This window comes from Dolichospermum sp. FACHB-1091, from assembly GCF_014697585.1.
Taxonomy (GTDB): domain Bacteria; phylum Cyanobacteriota; class Cyanobacteriia; order Cyanobacteriales; family Nostocaceae; genus Dolichospermum.
Genome location: NZ_JACJSB010000003.1, coordinates 78,767 through 100,534, shown reverse-complemented (window position 1 = coordinate 100,534; position 21,768 = coordinate 78,767). Strand labels below are relative to the sequence as shown.

Sequence of the window (21,768 nt, the reverse complement as noted above, 5' to 3'; positions counted from 1 at the left end):
TTTACATTTTATTTAATATGATGATTAGAAAAATCTTTAAGTTCCTGGTTATTTTCACTCTCGTATTCGGAATGACGAGTTGTAATTTTATGACCATTAAACCAGGTAAGGAAAAGTTACCACCTGTTGAGTCATTAATTACGCCAAAATTACCAGATTGGATAGAACAAATCAGTCCTTTGGGAGATGCAAAACCTACCAGTCAAATTCGGATTCGCTTTCAGGAAGCTTTAATTCCCGTTGAAAGTCTTGATAGTCCCCAACAGCAAAATTTATTAACTAAATTTGCCATTTGGCCACCTTTACCTGGACAATTTCGCTTTTTAACTCCGCGCATGGTTGGTTTTCAAGCTGATAAAGCTATACCGAAAGCGACGCGAGTTAAGGTTACTCTCAAAGCTGGTTTAGCAGATTTAAAAAATCATCGGTTAAATCAAGATTTGGCTTGGAATTTTAATACTGAATCTATTCAAATTACTAATTTACCAGGAGTTAACCCGATTGAAAAAGCCCCGGTTGAACCAATTGATTTACAACCAAAGTTACAATTTACTTCAAATTTAGAATTAGATTTAGATTCTGTACAAAAGCATTTACAGTTAATTCCTGAAGGTAAAACTCAAGGTGTAGGTTTTAAGGTGGAATTGGCCAAAGATGAAAAACCAGAAAATTTAGATCCTTTAGAGAAATTTGATCCTTCAAGCCGAAATTGGGTTTATAATCTTACTCCTGGGCGAAATTTAGAAAAAGCTACATCTTATCGTTTGACATTTTCTCGTGGTCTTCTTCCTGCTAATGGTAATTTACCCAGTGAAAAAGAATTTGTGAGTAAATTAGAGACTTATTCACCTTTGAAATTTCTGGGAATTAAACCCTATGGAGAACCAGATTCAAGTGGAACTTATGGCAGATTTATTAAAGGTAGTCCCCAGTTAGAATTTAATAACATTTTATTAGCAGATTCTGTTAAAGACAATATTAAAATTAAGCCAGTACCTAAGGATATTGATAGTGTACTGAAAATTTCCCAGGAAGATAGAATTGTCACGATTAATCCTTATACTTTAGAACCAGCTACTACTTACACGATTAATATTGAGAGAAATCTTAAAGATAAATTTGGGCAAACTTTGGGTAAACCAGTCACAATTAAATATAATACTGGTGATATAGCTGGGAATATTTCTGTACCCTCAGATTTGAATATTTTTCCTACAGATAAAGATCTACAAATTAATATTGATACAATTAATTTGCCAGAATCAAAATATCAAGCAGCTTATCGAATTGTTAAACCAACGGATTTAGTTTATACAAATAGTGCTAATGATTTATTACCCCAACCTTCTAAATGGCAATATTTTAAAATTAGAAGTCAGCAAAATCAATCATTAAATATCAATGTTCCCCTGAAAGAAAAATTAGGGAATAGTCAGGGAATGTTAGCTTATGGAGTGCAAGCACGAACTCATAAATATCAAGAGGACGGTAAACAATTGTGGAAAGAACCAACAACTTATGGCATGGTACAATTAACCAATTTAGGTGTATTTTCTCAATGGTTTCCACAGTCGGGTTTAATTCGAGTTCATCATTTGAGTGACGGTTCACCAGTAAAAGCTGCAAATATTGAAGTTTATCAATCAAAATTATCTGAAAAATCTCGTCCTCAACCTCTACCTTGTTTAACTGGGAAAACTGACAAAAAAGGAGTTTTGATAATTGAGAATAATCAGTTAAAACAATGTTATCCTCAATCAAATTCCAGTCTACCACAATTATTAGTAATTGCCAGTGAAAATCAAGATTGGGCGTTTACGAGAACGGAAGAATATAGTGGTGCTTATGGTTATGGAATTGATGCTGGTTGGGAAACTGATAAACCAGAATCAAGAGGTATAATCTTTTCTGATAGAAAGTTATATCAACCCGGAGAAAAAGCTGCTTTTACTGCTTTTGCAGATTATTTAGAAAAGGGTAAAATTCAAGAAGATAAAAATTCAGTTTATCAATTAACTTTAGTTAATCCTAATGGGAAAAATACAGATTTAGGAACAAAGACAACTAATGAATTTAGTACGTTTTCTTTAGAGTTACCAATTTCTAAAAATCAGCCTTTAGGGTTTTATAATATTCAAGCTAAAGATAAAAATGGAAAAGAAATTTCTGGAGAGTTTCGAGTAGCAGAATTTAAACCACCTAATTTTAAAGTTGATTTACAGCTAAATAAAAAATTTGCAGTAATTGATGATAAAATTGATGTCCAGGTGGGAAGTAATTATTTATTTGGTTCACCAGTAGAAGGGGGAGAAGCTAAATATTTTGTTACTCGTCAACAAACTAATTTTACCCCCAAAGGTTGGGAAGAATTTAATTTTGGGAAACAATGGTTTTGGCCGGAAGAAAGTCCAAATGTTCCTAATGATGTTTTACAAACTAATACCAAATTAGATACTAATGGTAAAAGTAGTCAAAATTTAACTGTAGCTAAAGATTTACCTTACCCTATGACTTATCGGGTAGATGTCGAAATTAGTGATATTTCTAATTTATCCGTTGCTAATTCTCAAACTTTTACCGCTTTACCTAGTAACCGAATTATTGGGTTAAAAAGTAATTTTGTAGCTGACGCTGGTAAGGATTTTCCTGTAGAATTTATTGTCACTGACCCCACTGGAAAAATATTAGAAAATCAACGGGTACATCTGGAATTACAACAGATGAAATATAGCAGCGTCACCAAAATTGTTGAAGGTAGTAAAACCCCACAAAATCAAGTTGAATATCAGACAGTTGCAAAAACAGATATTACATCTAGGGATATTCCCCAAACAGTCAATTTAAAGCCTACGCTATCAGGTTCATATCGAATTCGGGCTAATTTTAGTGATAGCAAAGATGACATTACAGCCACAGATTTACAAATTTGGGTAACAGGAGAAAATCAAGTATTTTGGGGTGGAGAAGAAAAAGACAAATTAGAAGTTAAATTAAACAAAAAGGAGTTTAAAATCGGGGAAACTGCTACAGCTTTAATTCAATCTCCTTACCCAGAAGGAGAATTATATTTTGCGGTAATTAAAGATAAACCTCTCTATCAACAAGTAATCAAAATTAAAGGAGGTGCGCCCCAAATTCAGTTTACAATTACTCCAGAAATGTTACCTAATGCAGCAGTAGAGGCGGTATTAGTCAGACAAGGTAAACCACTAAATCAAGTAGGATTAGGAAGTTTAGAAAATTTAGCTAAAATTGGTTTTACAGCTTTTAAAGTTGACTTAGCAGATAAATATTTAAAGGTACAAGTTAACCCAGTTGAAAAATCTTTAGAACCTGGAAAAGAAGCCACAGTGGAACTGGAATTAAAAGATAGTCAAGGAACTCCCACTAAAGGACAATTTACTGTCATAGTGGTGAACGAAGCCGTGTTACAATTAACTGGTTATCGTCCGCCAAATTTAGTAGATACTGTTTACGCAGAACAACCAATTTCTACCCGATTTAGTGATAATCGTCGTGATGTTAAATTAGCCCCATTACCGACAAGTTTACCCAAGGGTTGGGGTTATGGTGGTGGCTTATCGAATGCTTTAGCAAATACTCGTATTCGTGAAGATTTTCAAGCTTTAGCTTATTACAATGGTTCGGTAATTAGTGATGAAAATGGTAAGGCCAAAATCACCTTTAAATTACCCGATAATTTAACAACTTGGCGGATAATGGTAGTGGCTACAGATGGAAATTTGCGGTTTGGGAATGGTGACGCAACATTTATAACTACAAAACCATTAATAACTAATGCTATTTTACCACAATTTGCCCGCACAGGCGATCGCATTTTCGCAGGTTTATCCGTTACTAACAACACTGGAAACACTGGAAATTTGCATATTAATGGTGAACTTAGCGGTCCTCTCAACTTCACGGAAAATAATCCTAGAACCACAACATTACAACCAAAAGCCGAGTCAGCAACCCAAGCTTATCGTTTCCCAATCATAGCAGGTAATGTGGGCGAAGGTAAAGTTAAATTTACCACAGAATTAAATAATAATGTTGATGCTTTTACTGTCCCGTTGGAAATTAAACCCTTAGAAATTACCGAACAAGTTGTCGAAATTGGTGTTAGTGAAAGACAGGTAAAAATTCCCGTAAATATTGCTAAAAATACCTTCCGTGAAGCTGGAGGTTTAGATATTCAATTAGCTAGTACGTTAATTCCCGCAATTAAAGCCCCTGCAAAAAAAGTTTTAGAAAATAATGATTTACCATTTGCAGAACCAGTCGCAAGTCAATTATTAATTGCTGCAAATCTGCAAAATCTCACCCAAAAATATCATCAAACATTTGCCGAATTTAATCCTCAAGCACAAGCAAAAAAAGCAATTGACCAATTACAAACACTGCAAATAGTAGATGGTGGTTTTGCAGCATTTCCAGGACAACAAAAATCCGATCCTTGGGTTTCTAGTTATGCGGTAGAATCTTTAGTTAAAGCTGATCAAATTTTTCCTGATTTAGTTGATAGTAAAATCATCTCCAGTCTCAAAACTTATTTACAAAATGTTCTTGCTAACCCTGGACAATTCGACTTTTGTAAACAGAAACTTTGTAAATCTCAACTACAATTAAATTCTTTAATTGCCTTAGCACAATTAGGAGATAAACGCAATAGTTTCTTATCAGATATTTATCAACAACGTGATGATTTTGATCTACTTACTCAAATCAAATTAGCCAGATATTTATATCAATTTCCTGAATGGCAAAATCAAGCCCAAATCATGCGCTTGGAGTTGCAAAAGAATATCTATGAAACTGGACGTAACGCAGTTGTAAATTTGCCTCAAAATTGGAGTTGGATGAGTTCAAATACTCTCACCCAAGCCCAAGCTTTACGGTTATTTATTGACCAAAAAAACAACCCAGAAATCATTGATAAATTACTGCAAAGTCTCCTGAATTTACGCAGAAATGGCACATGGGAATCTAGTTATAATAACGCCCAAGCCCTCACAGCTTTAGTTGCATATAGCCAGCTACAACCCACACCACCTAATTTTATAACTACGGTAAAATTAGGAAATCAGAAATTAGGAGAAACCAGTTTTAATGGCTATCAAAATCCTAGCTTACAAATAAATATTCCTATGAATCAATTACCTCAAGGTAAAAGTGATTTATGGTTGCAAAAATCTGGAAGAGGTAAATTGCATTATTTAGTCGCTTACAAATATCGTTTACAAGGAAATCAACCAGGGAGATTTAACGGTTTACGAGTAACGCGAGAAATTAGTAAAGTTAATGAAGAGAAAACTATTCAAAAAACTGGAATGTATGCTTTTGATAAACCTTTAACCTTACAATCTGGACAAGTATTTGATATTGGTTTAGAAGTAATTACAGATCATCCTGTAGATCATGTAGTCATAAAAGACCCATTACCCGCAGGATTTGAAGCTGTAGATGATAGTTTTCAAACAGCGACACCAGCATTACAAGCAAAAGCCGATAATTGGCAATTAGGATATAAAACAATCTATAAAGATCGGATTATTTCCTATGCAGATCATCTCGAACCAGGAGTTTACAGTTTACATTATTTAGTTCGTTCCGTTACCCCAGGAACATTTATTTGGCCAGGTGCGGAAGTACATCTTCAATATGCACCAGAAGAGTTTGGACGCAGTGCAGACTCCACATTAAATATTTCAAGTAATTAATTCTCTTTCTTATGTGTCCTCTGTGCCTCTGTGGAATTTTGGGGAGAATGGACTCCAACTGCAACAAAATTTCTTTTGAACAAACTCCCACTAATGTGCTGTTGGTGTACTAATCTTCCTCCACTCCCAACTGGTGGTGTCATGAGATCGGATAATGCTTGAGGAATGGTTTCTTTAGATTCTGGAGGGTATTCTGTGTAGTTAAAGTTTGCCCATTGTTGATCTAGAGTGTCGGTTTTTAGTTGTTTGATGGTGCGACTCAGAAAGAATTCGTCTTCACCAAAGTATAAGTATGTTGGCATAGTAGTACGGTAATTATATTGCCGTATATGAGCGTTAGCTCTAAACACAATGCTGACCGATAACTAATATAGAAATTAAGTGACTATCTATACATTAAACGAAGTTAATAAATTTAATATACTTTTTGTACTATTTTGATACTAAAATAGTACAATCTTAAAACATTAACAGTACAAAATCACAATTCGCAAGCTAAGTAACTACAATGTAATGGAATCAAATCAGGTAGACATTGAGGGTATCATCAATGCTGGCAGTCCACCAGAAAAACAAGACGAACAGGATAGAAGTGCCAGAGAAGTGCGTTTTCAAATGGTGATACCACCAGAGATGTGTAAGCTTATTGACAATGCACGGAAGTTGACGAAGACAAGCCGTAGGGCATGGTTACTTCAAGCGGCACAAGAAAAATTAGAACGTCAAGGAAAACTTTGAGTAGTTTAATGGAAACAATTACCCCAAAATTTGAACTTTTTGATGTCAGAAGCATCCGGCTTCTGGTCTCTAGACTTCATAGTATCTTTCGTGATAATGATAGCCAAAGTAACATTATTAATCGCTTTGATGAAATTACAAAGTTGATTTTTACAAAAATTGTTGCAGATAAAGCTCAAAAAGATGGTTTTGTAACTCCTTTTCTAATAAGTGGTAATTCTGTTAATACTCAAGCTATTAGAGACTATTATTATGAACTGGCAATGCAATACAAGGATTTAATTCCTGTAGGTTTTAGTGAGTTATGTTGCTCAGATCAAGCAATTTATGAGTGTGTTTTAGCCCTTCAATCTTTTGACTTTTCATCAACTCACTTTGATTTCAAAGGTCTTGCTTATGAAGAAGTCATCCGTAATACATTTGATAAAGGAGATCATCAACAATTCTTTACACCACCGCACATTGTTGAATTTATAGTTTCCTTATGTAAACCATATATTAAAGGTGATGTTTGCGATCCTGCATCAGGAACAGGTGGTTTTCTTTCAAGTATTGCTCGTCACAAATTAAACTATTCGTCTCTCACGAGTATTGAAATTGATGAACGTCTTTCTTGGATATCTGGAATAAATATGCTTCTTCATGAAGCCAAAAATATTCACAAAATATTTCTTCCTGATGGAGGTACTCTTGGTGCAGATATTGAAAAATATTTTTCGAGTTTTGATACTATAATTACCAATCCTCCTTTCGGAAGTGACTTTACAGATTCAAAAGTTTTAAAAACTATGAAACTAGGATTAGGTAAGTCATCCCGTCGCAGAGGAATTTTATTTATTGAACGTTGTCATTCACTCTTACGTGAAAATGGCATATTAGCTATTGTTGTTGAAGAAGGAATTCTTAACCAGACTCTTACAGTTGATGTGAGACGTTTTATTACTGAAAATTTTGATATAAAAGTTGTAGTAACCCTTCCAGATACAGCTTTTATGCCCTATGCAACAGTGAATACTTCCATTATTGTACTATCGAAGAAGAAAATATCTAATCATAATACTCAAAAAATCTTTTTTGCAAAAGCAGAAACAGTCGGACGTAAACCAAATGGAGACGATGATATTCAATATAATCAAGATGGTACAAGTTATCTTAATAGTGATTTTCCTGAAATCCTCTCAGCTTGGCACAAGTATATTGAAGATGGTATAATTAATCCGAAAGAAAATATTTATGTGACTGATATTGATTTAATTAACACGAAAGAAGAAAACAGTTATCGCATTGATTTTCAGTATAATCATTCATCAAGAAAAGTCAGCAGCGAACTTATTTCTAGTTGTGCTTATCCTGTCAAATATTTAAAAGATATTTGCATCGAAAGGAATGTTTCTATAGTCCCATCAAAAAATTTAGGTGGAACTATTATTCGGTACACTGGCCTTGCTAATATTGAGCCTCATACAGGTTATGTAGAACAGATACTAACACCTGCTGATTCATTAAAAAGTTCTGTAAAAATATATAAGCCTGGAGATATAATTTTTGCTAAAATGCGTCCTAATTTAAGAAAAGTAGCATTGATGGATTTTTCTGAGTCAGGTTATGTATCTTCTGAATGCTCGGTTTTCTCTGTTCGTCAAAACTCTGATGGTACACCAATAATAGATCCTTTTCTTTTAAGTATCTTACTAAGATCAAATTTTGTTTATGGGCAAATTATGCACTTAGTAACAGGGATTGGTCGTCCACGTATTAACTCACGAGATATCAATCAAATTATAATTCCGATTCCTCCTAAAAAAAATCAACATAAAATTTATCAAAATTTACTTAATCAACGACAAAAAGCAGAAAAACTTAAATTAGAAGCAGAATCTTTGATAGAAATGTCCCAAAATATAATAAAATCTTCTGTTAAAGAACTTGTTACTTGTTTTATAGGTGATAACTATGAAATTTGATGCTCTTAGCTTACAAAAATTTTTAATGGGTGAATGTGAACCTCTTGAGACATTAGTTTGGTTATCTGACATTTTTTTTGCCAGAGATAGTTTCTCGTTTAAATACTAATGATGTAAGACAAAGATTAGGAATATACGCAGGTGAAAAGATTCCAGAGAATGAAAGGAATCTTACAGATGTACGTAATCGTGTAAGTTTAATTTTTGAGTATGAACTTGCTCGTATAGCAACTCGTATTCTTGAGGATAATGGAACACAAAACCTTTTTTGGTGCTATGTTGTAGCTAATCGCTTTCCTGATTTAGAAGTCCGTACAACATCAGGAGAAAGAGGTCTAAGAGTTGAGGTAAAGTGTCTTCAAAGTATTGCAGAAGAGAAGTCAGCTAACTTTGATACTCTAAAAAAAGATATTCATCCAAAAACAGATTTTGTAGTAGTGTTTCTTTGGGAGTGGAAATATGATTCTCAAGAAATAAAATGGAACAGATCACCTTTTGTTCATAAAGCCTTTGTTTTTCATGCTTCATCACTTGCATATTTAAGAGATTGGTACTGGTTAAATAAGCCACCTCAAGACCTTGGTGATGGTCTTCAAGGGTTTGATTTGAGATATGCAGTAAACTGTAAAAATGGGATCTATAATCAAGAAGAAGGTAATTATGGAAAGCTGTTACGGATATGGAAAAAAGATTTTGAGTATCAGCCTCCTAAATCAACTCTTCTCTATCATACTGTTACAGATTATCTTTCATTCAAGAAAATAGTAATTACTGAAGGATTTAAAAATTTAGCTTATTTACTTTTACCTAAAATTACAGGCAGTAATGAAATATATCCAATTCATTATAATGATAATAATGATCAGTATTTTATAGGATGGCAATCAAAAAATGTTTGTTTTATTCTTAATTCTTTTTTTTCAATGTTTTCTAAAGAAAGGAAAAATGACATTCTGGTACATATCTTTACAAATGGAGCAAACAAAATTTATACTTTTAATGACAAATATGATTCAACGGAATATGATTTAGATGGTTCTCAGATGATAAAAATAAAACAACATAAAAAACCAAAATATCTTATTCAGGGTCTAGTCGAAAATTAATTACTGATTGACAAAGATGAAAAGCTGTTTTGCTGAACTGTAATCCTGAACAATGGTTGATAAAATCTGTCAAGTCATTAACCGTTAAGGTGATGACTGATTTTTTTTCAAAATTGTATATTTCGCATAGAGTGATGTTTTTGTCTTTGGGTAGAATATGAAAGAAATAACCACCTCGATCAGGATGTCCTTCTTGACTTCTTACACAAATACTAATTCCCTCATCACGAGACTTTAAAATCTTTGTAACTTCATCTACCGAAAGCGGCTCATTTACATCTATTTTAACTAAAGGTGGAAAAGGTATATTTCCAATCTTGTTTTTTGCCATTTGATTTGATTGAATCCCTACAAGGATAATTGCTTCCATAGAATTAACTAACATTACGTTGATAATTAGTCAATAGTACATAAGCATTACTCAGAAATTTAAGGCAAATTTAACAAAGGGAAACTCTGATAGTTAGGTAGTAGTAATATATTCCTGCTACAACGGAAATTTTTTATTTACCTGTTGATTCTGTTCAGACTGTGCGATCGCCCCTCCATTACTATAGGCGATCGCTCTCATCATTAGTATAATCCCCCACTGGAAACATCAATTTTGGCAATCTGATTCCGGCAATATTCTTGCGTCGGTGTCACAGAAACAACTTCCACTTCTACAGGTTTTTCTGGAGTAGGGTTAATAATAAATTCACTTGGTCCTTGATGGGGTTTTTGAGGATTTCCCCAGTCATAAGTATAACCTAAACCAGACCAAGGATAATATTCTTTTTTGGCATTGCTGTAGGAATTGGTGTATATTGCCTTAACAACAGGACTACTATCAGGAACAGGTAAAGGTAAAAGATTACAAGCAGAATCGTTAATTTCTCCATCAATACATGGTCTCATTAAATCTTCTCCTTTTACCCACATTTCCACAAAATGGGTTTTGGTGGAATATTTATTTAAGATTAATCCTAAATACTGTTGTAATCTCAATGATAGTTCAACATTATCAGGAATAGTGCTATCAATTGCTTGATATTTTTGACAAAATTCTTTTACTTGTGGTACTGCGGTAAACCAAGTTTGATAAGGTAGTAATTTCTTTGCACCTATTGGCCAATCTGTATTTGGGTTACTTGTGTATTTCCAAGTTGACATCAAATATTCTACTTTGCCATTATTTGATCTCGATTTTACTTGGGGATTATTTGTAGATAAAGCCCACAGATCATTAACTACTTCATCTGCTAATGGTTGTTTCGCATCTTCAATACTATCTGCCAATGTTTTTGTTAGCAAATTATAAGTTTCTGGTTGATATTGCAATAGATAGTCATAGACATTTTGAGTTACTTCTAATTGGGCTAATTGGGTTTTTGATGCGGGTGTATTATAGCTATTCATTCCTTCAGCTAATACCCGATTTTGCCATCCAAAAACTAAGAATGCACAACAAAGTAAGCCTACAAATAATTTGTACTGCCAATTTTTCATGATTAATCATTCCCTACTTTGAATTTTATATAGGAATCCTAAATGATTTTTGCACAATATTCGGTAGTGTTTATAGAGCATTGCCCACCCTACTTCTATTGCAACAATCCAATCTTAGTCCTATATCAAACCTGATTCTATATGAAAATACTATTTTACTTCTAGTAAGAATTGTTAATAAATAATTAAAAATACTGAGGGCTTTATCCCTTGTCTGTTTCCTGACAACTAACCGATAAATAACCGACCGATAAATAAATATTGCTATTCTGAATCATTTCTTAATTAAAGTTCAAATTTCTTAACAAATCTGTCTGCAAGTCCTTTAATAACTAGAATTTTTTATTTGTAACAGTTAATTTATATTTGTTGTCAAATTCTTCTCTTGGTTAGATACTAGGAATACAACAAAGCAATTATTTTTATGAACGCTATTTCTAATCTGGAATTTAAACGCTCAACTTGGCAAATAGCCATTCTATTGACTTTAGGCTTTTGGCTGAGTGCTAGTCTGGTTTTAGATTGGGTAATTATGCCTAGTCTTTACTTTGCTGGCATGATGAACGAAGCTAGTTTTTCTGTAGCAGGTTATGTAGTTTTTTGGAATTTTAATCGCCTAGAATTATTAGCCGCTACTGTGGTTTTAACTTCTGTATTAGCTATCAGCAAAACTCAATCTAATTGGCGTTTGGGTAGTATTGCATTATCTGGAATATTGTTAACAGTCGCATTACTAGATACTTATTTCTTAACTCCCCAAATGTGCGCTGTAGGAGCTAATTTCAGCTTACTCCCTAGTGCTCCAGTTCCAGCAATCATGAACTTATTACACAGCGGCTACTTCCTGCTAGAGGCCTTTAAGGTCATAGCAGGAGGTATACTTTTAAATTGGTGTTGGCGGGAAATTTAAGCCTCATCAGTGTTAGGTAAGAGTAGACGGATAGCAAGAAGCGCAAATCCAATGGCAGCGATCGCTTTTAAAATGCGTGTAGGTAAAAATTCAGACACCGCACCACCCGCCAATGCTCCCAAAAGACTAGTTAAGACTAAAGCACCAGCTGTACCAAAAAATATAGCCTTTCGAGATTGTCCTTGTCCAGAAAGAGCGATCGCTGCTAACTGACTCTTATCACCTAATTCTGATAAAAACACTGTCACAAAGCTCAGTCCTAAAAGATTCCAGTCCATATTTTCCTCGGTTGACAATATTTGACAATATTACAAAAATTAACCTTGAATGACATCCCAGACCAACATGAGGGAAATTAGTAGTAACATGACACCGGCTGATTTTTCAACCGTTTTAGGGCTGAGTTTCGTAGAAATCCAACCACCTAATAATACTCCTAATAAACTAGTAGTAATTAATGCTACGCCAGAACCAAGAAAAACTACCCAAGGAGCATGAGATTCCGCACTCATTAACAGGGTGGAAAGTTGAGTTTTATCACCAATTTCCGCGAGAAAAATCGTGATAAAGGTTGTCCCAAAGACCATAAATACAGATGTTTTGCCCTTGGGATCATCCTTAACTATAGTCTGATGTGACTGGTTTTCGGTTGCAGATAATTTAGGAATGCTGAATGGTGCAGTATCAATTTTCACGGTCGTTAGTTTGGTCTTTCAGTTGTTTTCATATTCCTTTCATTTTCTCATATTGTTATCATAAATTGCAACAGGATTTTTTAATATATTTATATATAAACACTTCGATAGAGATAATAAAGTGCTACTGCGAGTAAATTGATACAGACTCAGTTGTTATATTATGCAAACTTAAAATAAGTATGAAAATATTACCTATTAATCTTGAAGATTTAATTCACGCTCGCTCGGTTGAGTCCGTGAGGAGAGAATTTAAAAAAACTTGGTCACAGCCAATTGCAGAAAGTGTATTGCATAGTATTTGTGCTTTTGCCAATGATTTTTTCAACTTAAATGGTGGGTATATAATTATTGGCATCGAAGATAAAAACGGTCAGCCTATTCTTCCTCCCCATGGACTAGAAGATCAAAATTTAGATGAAATTCAGAAATGGATTCGTGGTAATTGCAAGCGAATTGATCCAGAACATCAGCCAGTTATTTCTCCTGAAATATATCAAGATAAGCAGATATTAGTAATTTGGGTGTCAGGAGGGGATGTTCGTCCATATCAAGCTCCCAAAACATTAAGCGGCAGAGACAGAGCATACTATGTTCGACAAGGAAGTGAAACTGTTGAAGCTAGAGGTGATATATTAACTCAATTAATGCAAATGGCGGCAAAAGTTCCATTTGATGATCGTCGTAATTCGGCCGTGTCTATTGATGTCATTTCTCCAACTCTGGTCAGAAATTTCCTATCAGATATAAAGAGTGAATTAGTTGCACCAGGTAATGTAATTCCCGAATTAGACCTATATCGAAATATGCGAATTACTACACCAATTAATAGTCATGAAGTACCAAGAAATATTGCTTTATTATTCTTTGTTGATAATCCAGAGCAATATTTCCCTGGCGCAAGAATTGAGATTGTGCAATTTGGTGATGATGCCGGAGGAAATTTAATAGAAGAAAAAATATTTCGCGGACCATTACATCATCAACTTCGTCAAGCTTTAGATTATTTGAATAACTTTAGTACAACGATGGTTCGTAAAGTTCCAAATCAATCAACGGCTCAGAGAACTGTTGCTTTTCCTTATGAAGCTATGGAAGAAGCTTTAGTGAATGCGGTTTACCATCGTAGTTATGACGGGGTTCAAGAACCAGTAAAAGTTTATCTTTATCCTGATCGTTTAGAGATTATTAGCTATCCTGGACCAGTTCCAGGTATTGAAATGAAACATTTTCAACCAAAGGCAATGATTCCTCCTGTTCCTTATCGTAATCGGAGAATTGGTGATTTTTTAAAGGATTTAGATTTGGCAGAAGCTAGAGGAACTGGTATTCCTAAAATTCGCCGCAAGATGACAGAAAATGGTTCTCCAGATCCCAGCTTTGATTTTGATGAAACACGAACTTATTTTCGCGTAACATTACCAGCACATCCACAATATATAGTTATTCATGCACTAAGAGAAAGTTCTCATTTATGGGCTGTAGGTGAACGACAAAGAGCTATATTAAATTTGGAATCATCCCTGAGTCGAGTTCCCAAATCGGGAGCATTAATCGCTCAAATTATTGAATATAGAACATCATTAGGTGATTTTTCGATAGCAGAGAAACTGTTTAGGGATATTGAATCTGACTTGACTATTATGGATCGCCATTTGCCTTACACTGCTATGGCAAAAATTCTTTTAGATCAAAGAAAATTTAATGAAGCTTCAGTAATTTTAGAACAAGCTCCTCTACCCATACAAGTTGATGATACAGTAGAGTTAGCAATTCTATATAAACGTGCCAAGCGTTTTCAGGAAGCTCACAGAATTTTTGCCGATAATTATGAATTTATCAAAGATGATCCTAAATCTCTTCAGGAATATGCTCAAACTAAAATTAATCTCTCGAAAATAAACAGAGATATGCACACAAAAAGACGATTAAATCGGGAGGCTGTAGAATTGCTGCGTCGTGCCATTCAATTGTCCGATGATAAAGTCAGAAATGCTTGGTGTTGGTTTGATTTAGCAAAAACATTAAATTCATTACGGGCATCTGAAACTGAGATTCTTCAAGCTTATAGCAAAGCGATGGAACTATTGCCTGATGAACCTCGTTTTCGAGAATCTTATGAAGCACGCAGACGGAAAAAAGATGGATGATGGTTACTTGTATCTATTCTGAGATAGTCAAAAACCGACAGCTTGATCAAAACGGATTTGTTCTAAACTGCGATCGCCATAAACCTCTTTAATTTAGTAAAAAGCAGTTAATATCAATCGACTAGCATTATTCTATTTTTTTATTAAAATTTATTAAAATTGTTGACATACTCCTGTCAAAATCATGGATGAATGTGTGATGCTAGGAAAAAACAATGACTATTAACAATCTTCCTGATCCTATTGTTACTAATCCTATCTTAAACGTAGTTGTCAATATTAATGCACCAGATACTACCCTGAATTTAAGTAATTACTTTGATGATCCTTTGACAACAGGGAAAGTTGCTCGTTTTAACTTAGCCAATACATCAACGGGAACCATTGGCAACGGCATCATTAATGTTGTACTATTTGACCAAACTGGAACTGGCGCACCCTTGACTGTGCAAAATTTCCAAAGTTATGTTAATACTGGCAGTTATACTAACTCTTTTATTCACCGTTCTGTTCCTGGTTTTATCGTCCAAGGTGGCGGGTATACTTACAATAATTCCACATTAACAACGATTCCATCTAATGCGCCTGTACAGAATGAGTTTAGTACACAACGCTCAAATTTGCGGGGAACGATCGCTATGGCAAAATTAGGTAATAATCCTAATAGTGCCACAAATCAATGGTTTTTTAACCTAGCGGATAATTCCAGCAATCTCAACAATCAAAATGGTGGTTTCACAGTTTTTGGTCAAGCTCTTGGCGCTAGTGATTTAACCACAATAGATGCGATCGCTGCCGTTAGGACTTATAATGCTGGTGGGGCGTTTACTAATCTTCCCCTGACGCAAGCTGTAATTAGTGATGCAAATTTTATTCGTTTCAGTAGTATTACAGTTACTCAAGAGGATGAACTGAGATTTTCTATAGTTAACAACTCCAAACCTACCTTAGTCACTCCCAGTATTAGTAATAAACAACTGTTTCTGGATTATCTTCCTAACCAAACCGGTAGTTCACAGATTACAGTTAGGGCTACAAATCTATTTGGTGAGTTTATAGATTATCAGTTTACTGCCACAGTTTTACCAACAATTACCCTAGCTTTATCTCCCACTAGCGTCTCTGAAGACGGGACAAATAACCTTATTTACAGATTTAGTCGCAATGGTGACTTAAGTGCCGCCCTCACAGCCAATTATAGCGTTGCTGGTACAGCTACCTTCAATACAGATTATACCAGAATAGGTACAGGAAATTTTACTGCCACATCGGGAACTATTACCTTTGCGGCTGGTGCAAGTACGGCTACTTTAACTATTGACCCCACAGCCGATACAATCGTTGAAAGTAATGAAACTGTGGCTTTGACTTTAGCTACAGGAACAGGTTACACTATTGGCACAACCACAGCCGTCACGGGAACAATCGTTAATGATGATTTACCTGTGATTAACCTCAGTGCTAATCAAACCATTGTTGAAGGTAACACCAACCCTCAAAACGTCACTTACACTGTTACTCTCTCCAGATCCGATACCAGAGTTATTACAGTCAACTATGCCACTGCTAACGGTACAGCTACAGCGGGTTCAGACTATACCTCCAGAACAGGGACTTTGACTTTTAATAGCGGTGTTACCAGTCAATCAATTAACATACCCATTCTGAACGATTCTATCAATGAAGTAAATGAAACTTTTACCCTCACCCTTATATCTCCCACAAATGCCAACTTGGGGACTCAAACCAGCGTCACTACAACTATCAGCGATACTCTCACAGCCTCTGTCACCACTACCCTACCGACCAACGTTGAAAACCTCACCTTAACAGGAACAACGGCTATAAATGGTACGGGTAATGCAGGTAATAACATCCTCCAAGGTAATAGTGGCAATAACATCCTGTCAGGACTCAATGGTAATGATACCCTGACTGGAGGAGTTGGTAATGATACACTTTGGGGAGGAGATGGTAATGATACCCTGACTGGAGGAGTGGGTAATGATAAATATCTATTTCAAAGCAGTGGTGTCTTTAGTAGTGCTTTAGGTACTGACTATATTACCCAGTTTGAAGCCAGACAAGATAAGGTTGTATTAAGTAAAACCACATTTTCCGCCATTACTAATGCTGTGGGGCAAGCTTTCACTGACTTTGCCGTTGTCCCCAATAATGCCTCAGTAGATGCTAGTAATGCTCCTATTGTCTTTAGTCAAGAGACTCGAAGTATATTCTATAACCGAAATGGCAACCTGATTAGTTCAACAGAAGTGTTTAAGTTTGCTGATTTAGGTAATTCGGGGATCACCCTCAGTAGTAGCGATTTCATTTTGGTTAGCTAGTTTATAAATATGGCTTTAAACCTTATGCTTATGCAGCGGTAATTAATTAATAAATAAATTACCGCTACTTTGCTTAACTATTCTCTACCAGTATGTGAACCTAATTTGTGGTTGCTAGGAGTGGGAGAAGCTTCACCGTGGGCTGTTCTTAACTTGGGTTTAGGACTACCGCCACCGTTACTACGTCTTTCATCGTTACCTTTACCCTCTTTTGACCAAGAAGAACGGCCTCTACCGCCTCCAGAACCACGTAAGCCACCACCACGTTCGCTTTCCCGTTCTAAACCATCACCGGAATCACGGCGTTTGTTAATTCTGGGTTTGGGAGTTGGGCTTTCTTCTACAGGTAAATCCACACCTGAGAGCAACCAAGCGGGACGGGTTTGATCATAAGCGATTTGTAAAGCAGCCGCCGCGATCGCATGAGCATCGTATTCTGCAATCATTTCACTGATAATGGGCAAGAATGAAGCTAACCGTTCACCTGTTAGAGCTTCAGCTACTTGTCCTCTTAACTTCTGAATATGTTGAGCTTCAATCTGCGCTTTAGTAGGAATAGACAGAATTTGCCAAGTTTGGCGGTTATGGCGTTCAAAAGCCTGTTGTTTACGGCGTTCAAAAGCCTGAACCAAAGAAATGGCTGTTCCTTCTTTTCCAGCGCGACCGGTACGACCAATGCGGTGAACATAGGTTTCCACACTATCAGGTAAATCAAAGTTAATCACATGAGAAAGTTGATCAACATCTAAACCCCTAGCTGCAATATCAGTAGCTACTACCCAACGCACTTGACGGTTACGGAAGCGAATTAATAGACGTTCCCGCGCTTGTTGGGACAAATCACCATGATATTCATCGACACTATGACCAGCAGATTGCAACTGACTGGTTAATTCTGCGGCTGTGCGCCGGGTGCGAACAAAGATTAAAGCTGTTTCTGGGTCTTCCATTTCCAGAATTGGTTGTAAAGCCTTGGCTTTTGTCCAGTGACGGGGAATAATGTAAGCTACTTGATTAATCTTATTTGGTGCGGCCTTGGGTTGTTCAACGGTGACAGTTACCGGTGAGTTCAAAAATTTATTTACCAACATCCGAATTGATGGTGGCATTGTTGCAGAAAATAAGGCTGTTTGTCTTTCTTCTGGTGCTTGGGAAAGAATTCTTTCCACATCGTCAATGAAGCCCATGCTTAACATTTCATCAGCTTCATCTAACACAAACCACCGTACTTGATCTAACTTCAAGCTACCACGATCTAATAAATCTATCACCCGTCCTGGTGTACCGACAACGATTTGCGCCCCCCGTCTCAGTTGCATAATTTGCCGGTCAATTGATTGACCACCATAAATGGCTGCTGCTTTCAAATAACTATTACCAATAAATTGGGAAATAGCCGCATGAACTTGAATTGCTAACTCACGAGTTGGAGTTAAAACTATTGCTTGTACAGCTTTTTGATCAGGATCTAGTCGTTCTAAAATTGGTAAAGAAAAAGCTGCGGTTTTACCTGTTCCTGTTTGGGATTGACCGACTACATCCCGACCATTTAATAATTGAGGAATTGCTTGGGTTTGAATATTAGTAGGTGCAGAAAAACCCATGTTTTCTAACAGTTCAGCACGTTCTTGGGAAATGCCTAATTCTTGAAATGATAAGTTCATTAACTCTCCTAGATTTTATTGTGAATTTTTGATTTGTAAACCGATACTTATTTGTAAATTAAGTCTTATGCAACAGTAGATAGAGAACGAGATAATAATCTATCGCTATTGACAACTTGACCATAAAGGTCATAGGCATCGGCGCTTTGAATCGCTACTTTGACGATAGTTCCTAGCCTAGCCTCTCCTTTCACATAGACTTGACCATCAACTTCGGGAGAAAATCTACCAGAACGACCAATTAGTTCGCCCGTTTCAGGATTTTCTTGTTCAATGAGGACATCAACAATTTTGCCTACTTCCTGTTGATTTTTCTGCAAAGAAATTGGCTGTTGTAATGCCATTAGTTGATCACGGCGTGCTGCCATTATTTCTGCTGGAATTTGATGGGGTAGATTGTAGGCTGGAGTCCCTTCTTCTGGTGAAAAAGTAAAGACACCAACATGATCAAATTTATGTCGTTGTGTAAACTCTAATAAATGTTGAAAATGCTCCTGGGTTTCTCCCGGAAAACCAACTATAAATGTGGTTCTTAGCACTGCTGATGGTAGGGAAATTTTAATCCTTTCCATAATCTCATCATTGATCTGTCCTTGCCAAGGACGATTCATCGCCCGGAGAATTTCTGGGTGAGAATGTTGCAGGGGTAAATCTAAATATGGTAAACAGTTGGGGGTTTCTTGGATGGCTGCCATCACATCTGGTGTTAATCCGGTGGGATAGGCGTAGTGCATTCTCACCCAAGGTATATCTACTTTCCCTAAAGCCCGCAGCAATTCGGCTAATTTGGGTTTTCCGTAAATATCTAGTCCGTAATTGGTGGTGATTTGAGAAATGAGAATTATTTCTTTCACACCTTGATCTGCCAGTTGTTGGGCTTCGGCTACTATTGATTCAATGGTACGCGATCGCTGATTCCCTCGCAAATGGGGAATAATACAAAATGCACACCGATAATCACAGCCTTCGGCCACTCGCAGGTAAGCTACTCCTTCGGTTGTTGTCCGATAACGCGGTGTGGTTTCATCAGCGATATAATTCGGTTCGGCGGTAATTTCTTTAACTCTCTCCCCTTGTTCTACTCGCTCGATCACATCCACTATTTTGTGATAATCCCCTGTTCCCACTACCGCCACCGCTTCTGGCAATTCTTCCAATAATTGTTCTTGAAAGTGTTGGGCCATGCAGCCTGTAATGACGATTTTCTTATTAGCCTCCGCTAGTTCTACTAGGGTTCTTACTGATTCCTGTCGCGCTGCTTCAATAAAACTACAGGTGTTAACAATTACGTAATCTGCTAATTCTTCGTTGCTATCTACACTATAGCCTGCATTTACTAGCAGCCCTAACATATGTTCTGTATCAATGCGATTTTTCTCGCAGCCCAGGTGAGAAATGGCAACTGTTGGCTTTTCACCCATCATGTTCAATAAATGTTCCGTTTTTCCTTGCTAATTAACATTTAAATTGGGTCGGGATCTATAGATAAATAATTCCTACCCAACTACCCGTTACTAATTATCAGATTTCACCTGTATCATTAGCAACTTTAATTAGTAAACACAACCCCTCAACCTCTTCTATTTTACAGATGAGGCCATATCATGATCCTTCTACTAATTTGTTTCCCAGGGTAATCTTGAGCATCTTTGGGTAAGTCTGACACTCGTAATATTTTTTAACAATTCGCTTATTGGTATTTTAAATTACCGCAGCGTGGGCTTTGTTAATTTACCCATTGGGAAGCCGACCTAGAGGTCTGTTTTGAGAAGCCGCTACCCAACCGGGAAATCGCACTGGCGACCACGCCCATCAAGCAGTAATGCTACTCCGGCATTTACAATCAAATGACGGGAAGCTGCCTTGCATCTTGTGAGTGGCAAACTTCTCTTCTATCAGATTTTATCTTAACATATCTTAGGGAAGGTTGAAAGTTAATTTCCATCTTGAGGAGGAGGTTGCAACCTGACCATGAAAAAACCGCTTAGGACTTACATACTATAGCAGGGAACAGGGAACAGGGAACAGAAAAACCGACGTTGCATAATGTCGGTATGAATTATGTTTCGCGCTAAGGCGCAAAGAGTAAGAGTTTGAGAATGTGCGAAGTAAATTAAAAACGTGGACTTATATCAGTTATTTAAAACCCGAACCCCAATTATTGGCGTAGTGCATTTGCTACCCTTACCTACTTCAGCCCGTTGGGGAGGTAGTCTCAAAGCAGTGATTGACCGCGCTGAACAAGAAGCTACAGCCCTTGCTAGTGGAGGGGTTAATGGGATTATCGTTGAGAATTTTTTTGATGCCCCATTTACTAAAAATCAGGTTGACCCCGCTGTTGTCAGCGCTATGACTGTGGTTGTACAACGTATACAGAATTTGGTTACTGTGCCTGTGGGGTTAAATGTGTTACGCAATGATGGCAGAAGTGCGATCGCTGTTGCTAGTTGTGTTAATGCACAATTTGTTCGTATTAATGTACTTACAGGTATAATGGCAACGGATCAAGGACTAATTGAAGGGGAAGCTCATCAATTACTACGGTATCGTCGAGAATTAGGATCTGAGGTGAAAATTTTTGCTGATGTTTTAGTAAAACACGCCCGTCCGTTGAGTTCTCCTGATCTGACGGTTGCGGTAAAAGATACTATTGAAAGGGGTTTGGCTGATGCGGTAATTTTATCTGGTTGGGCTACAGGTAGTCCCCCTGATCAAAAAGATTTAGAACTAGCTAGTGCTGCGGCTGCTGGAACTCCCGTTTTTATTGGTAGTGGCGCAAGTTGGGAAAATGTTAGCACTCTCCTACAAGCAGCAGATGGGGTGATTGTTTCTAGTTCTCTCAAACGTCATGGTCAAATTCAGCAACCCATAGACCCCATTCGCGTCAGTCAATTTGTAGAAGCCGCCCGCAGACCTCTATTGTCTGAACTATGATGCTTTTGATTTACCTGATTTAGATGATGAGAAGATTTCTAAATTAATTAC

Annotated in this window: 15 protein-coding genes; 8 read left to right on the top strand and 7 right to left on the bottom strand. The window is 36.5% G+C overall.

What is annotated here, in order from left to right:
- Nucleotides 1-17: 17 nt before the first annotated feature.
- Nucleotides 18-5,723, top strand: a complete 5,706-nt coding sequence (locus tag H6G25_RS02630; protein ID WP_190391138.1) for an alpha-2-macroglobulin — start codon at nucleotides 18-20, stop codon at nucleotides 5,721-5,723.
- Here H6G25_RS02630 and H6G25_RS02625 read toward each other — a convergent pair.
- Nucleotides 5,720-6,025: a hypothetical protein gene (locus H6G25_RS02625; RefSeq protein WP_242034865.1), complete on the bottom strand. Its 306-nt coding sequence runs from the start codon at nucleotides 6,023-6,025 to the stop codon at nucleotides 5,720-5,722. The genes H6G25_RS02630 and H6G25_RS02625 overlap by 4 nt on opposite strands.
- Before the next feature lie 211 nt (nucleotides 6,026-6,236).
- Here H6G25_RS02625 and H6G25_RS02620 point away from each other — a divergent pair, with 211 nt between their 5' ends.
- From H6G25_RS02620 to H6G25_RS02610, 3 genes are all read left to right on the top strand, one after another.
- Nucleotides 6,237-6,461, top strand: a complete 225-nt coding sequence (locus H6G25_RS02620; protein ID WP_190391137.1) for a hypothetical protein — start codon at nucleotides 6,237-6,239, stop codon at nucleotides 6,459-6,461.
- A gap of 8 nt (nucleotides 6,462-6,469) precedes the next feature.
- On the top strand, nucleotides 6,470-8,425 hold the full coding sequence (locus H6G25_RS02615; RefSeq protein WP_190391136.1) for an N-6 DNA methylase: 1,956 nt from the start codon (nucleotides 6,470-6,472) through the stop codon (nucleotides 8,423-8,425).
- Between the two features lie 77 nt (nucleotides 8,426-8,502).
- Entirely contained in the window at nucleotides 8,503-9,531 is a 1,029-nt protein-coding gene (locus H6G25_RS02610; protein ID WP_190391135.1) for a hypothetical protein, read from the top strand.
- Here H6G25_RS02610 and H6G25_RS02605 read toward each other — a convergent pair.
- Nucleotides 9,506-9,916 (bottom strand): hypothetical protein, encoded by a 411-nt coding sequence (locus H6G25_RS02605; RefSeq protein WP_190391134.1) that lies wholly within the window; start codon nucleotides 9,914-9,916, stop codon nucleotides 9,506-9,508. The two genes, H6G25_RS02610 and H6G25_RS02605, sit on opposite strands and share 26 nt — an antisense overlap.
- Before the next feature lie 188 nt (nucleotides 9,917-10,104).
- Entirely contained in the window at nucleotides 10,105-11,019 is a 915-nt protein-coding gene (locus H6G25_RS02600; protein WP_190391133.1) for a hypothetical protein, read from the bottom strand.
- A gap of 424 nt (nucleotides 11,020-11,443) precedes the next feature.
- Here H6G25_RS02600 and H6G25_RS02595 point away from each other — a divergent pair, with 424 nt between their 5' ends.
- Nucleotides 11,444-11,929 (top strand): DUF4149 domain-containing protein, encoded by a 486-nt coding sequence (locus H6G25_RS02595; protein ID WP_190391132.1) that lies wholly within the window; start codon nucleotides 11,444-11,446, stop codon nucleotides 11,927-11,929.
- Here the strand turns inward: H6G25_RS02595 and H6G25_RS02590 are convergent.
- The gene (locus tag H6G25_RS02590) at nucleotides 11,926-12,207 is read right to left on the bottom strand and encodes a TMEM165/GDT1 family protein (protein WP_028090900.1); all 282 of its coding nucleotides are present in this window, start codon (nucleotides 12,205-12,207) and stop codon (nucleotides 11,926-11,928) included. The genes H6G25_RS02595 and H6G25_RS02590 overlap by 4 nt on opposite strands.
- Nucleotides 12,208-12,246: 39 nt before the next feature.
- On the bottom strand, nucleotides 12,247-12,624 hold the full coding sequence (locus H6G25_RS02585) for a TMEM165/GDT1 family protein (protein WP_190391131.1): 378 nt from the start codon (nucleotides 12,622-12,624) through the stop codon (nucleotides 12,247-12,249).
- A 182-nt stretch (nucleotides 12,625-12,806) separates the two neighbouring features.
- On the opposite strand from H6G25_RS02585, the gene H6G25_RS02580 reads away from it, so the two are divergent.
- Both H6G25_RS02580 and H6G25_RS02575 read left to right on the top strand, forming a co-directional pair.
- The gene (locus tag H6G25_RS02580) at nucleotides 12,807-14,774 is read left to right on the top strand and encodes an RNA-binding domain-containing protein (RefSeq protein WP_190391130.1); all 1,968 of its coding nucleotides are present in this window, start codon (nucleotides 12,807-12,809) and stop codon (nucleotides 14,772-14,774) included.
- Between the two features lie 215 nt (nucleotides 14,775-14,989).
- On the top strand, nucleotides 14,990-17,119 hold the full coding sequence (locus H6G25_RS02575) for a peptidylprolyl isomerase (protein WP_190391129.1): 2,130 nt from the start codon (nucleotides 14,990-14,992) through the stop codon (nucleotides 17,117-17,119).
- Nucleotides 17,120-17,196: 77 nt separating this feature from the next.
- Here H6G25_RS02575 and H6G25_RS02570 read toward each other — a convergent pair whose 3' ends face one another.
- Nucleotides 17,197-18,783: a DEAD/DEAH box helicase gene (locus H6G25_RS02570; protein ID WP_190391128.1), complete on the bottom strand. Its 1,587-nt coding sequence runs from the start codon at nucleotides 18,781-18,783 to the stop codon at nucleotides 17,197-17,199.
- A gap of 65 nt (nucleotides 18,784-18,848) precedes the next feature.
- Nucleotides 18,849-20,204: a 30S ribosomal protein S12 methylthiotransferase RimO gene (rimO, locus tag H6G25_RS02565; RefSeq protein ID WP_190391237.1), complete on the bottom strand. Its 1,356-nt coding sequence runs from the start codon at nucleotides 20,202-20,204 to the stop codon at nucleotides 18,849-18,851.
- Between the two features lie 700 nt (nucleotides 20,205-20,904).
- Between rimO and btpA the strand changes: the two genes are divergently transcribed.
- Nucleotides 20,905-21,717, top strand: a complete 813-nt coding sequence (gene btpA / locus H6G25_RS02560) for a photosystem I biogenesis protein BtpA (RefSeq protein WP_190391127.1) — start codon at nucleotides 20,905-20,907, stop codon at nucleotides 21,715-21,717.
- Nucleotides 21,718-21,768: the final 51 nt, after the last annotated feature.

Coding starts and splice junctions, on each gene's coding strand:
- H6G25_RS02630 (WP_190391138.1), top strand. CDS start 18: ATGATGATTAGAAAAATCTTTAAGTTCCTGGTTATTTTCACTCTCGTA.
- H6G25_RS02625 (WP_242034865.1), bottom strand. CDS start 6,025: ATGCCAACATACTTATACTTTGGTGAAGACGAATTCTTTCTGAGTCGC.
- H6G25_RS02620 (WP_190391137.1), top strand. CDS start 6,237: ATGGAATCAAATCAGGTAGACATTGAGGGTATCATCAATGCTGGCAGT.
- H6G25_RS02615 (WP_190391136.1), top strand. CDS start 6,470: ATGGAAACAATTACCCCAAAATTTGAACTTTTTGATGTCAGAAGCATC.
- H6G25_RS02605 (WP_190391134.1), bottom strand. CDS start 9,916: ATGTTAGTTAATTCTATGGAAGCAATTATCCTTGTAGGGATTCAATCA.
- H6G25_RS02600 (WP_190391133.1), bottom strand. CDS start 11,019: ATGAAAAATTGGCAGTACAAATTATTTGTAGGCTTACTTTGTTGTGCA.
- H6G25_RS02595 (WP_190391132.1), top strand. CDS start 11,444: ATGAACGCTATTTCTAATCTGGAATTTAAACGCTCAACTTGGCAAATA.
- H6G25_RS02590 (WP_028090900.1), bottom strand. CDS start 12,207: ATGGACTGGAATCTTTTAGGACTGAGCTTTGTGACAGTGTTTTTATCA.
- H6G25_RS02580 (WP_190391130.1), top strand. CDS start 12,807: ATGAAAATATTACCTATTAATCTTGAAGATTTAATTCACGCTCGCTCG.
- H6G25_RS02575 (WP_190391129.1), top strand. CDS start 14,990: ATGACTATTAACAATCTTCCTGATCCTATTGTTACTAATCCTATCTTA.
- H6G25_RS02570 (WP_190391128.1), bottom strand. CDS start 18,783: ATGAACTTATCATTTCAAGAATTAGGCATTTCCCAAGAACGTGCTGAA.
- rimO (WP_190391237.1), bottom strand. CDS start 20,204: ATGGGTGAAAAGCCAACAGTTGCCATTTCTCACCTGGGCTGCGAGAAA.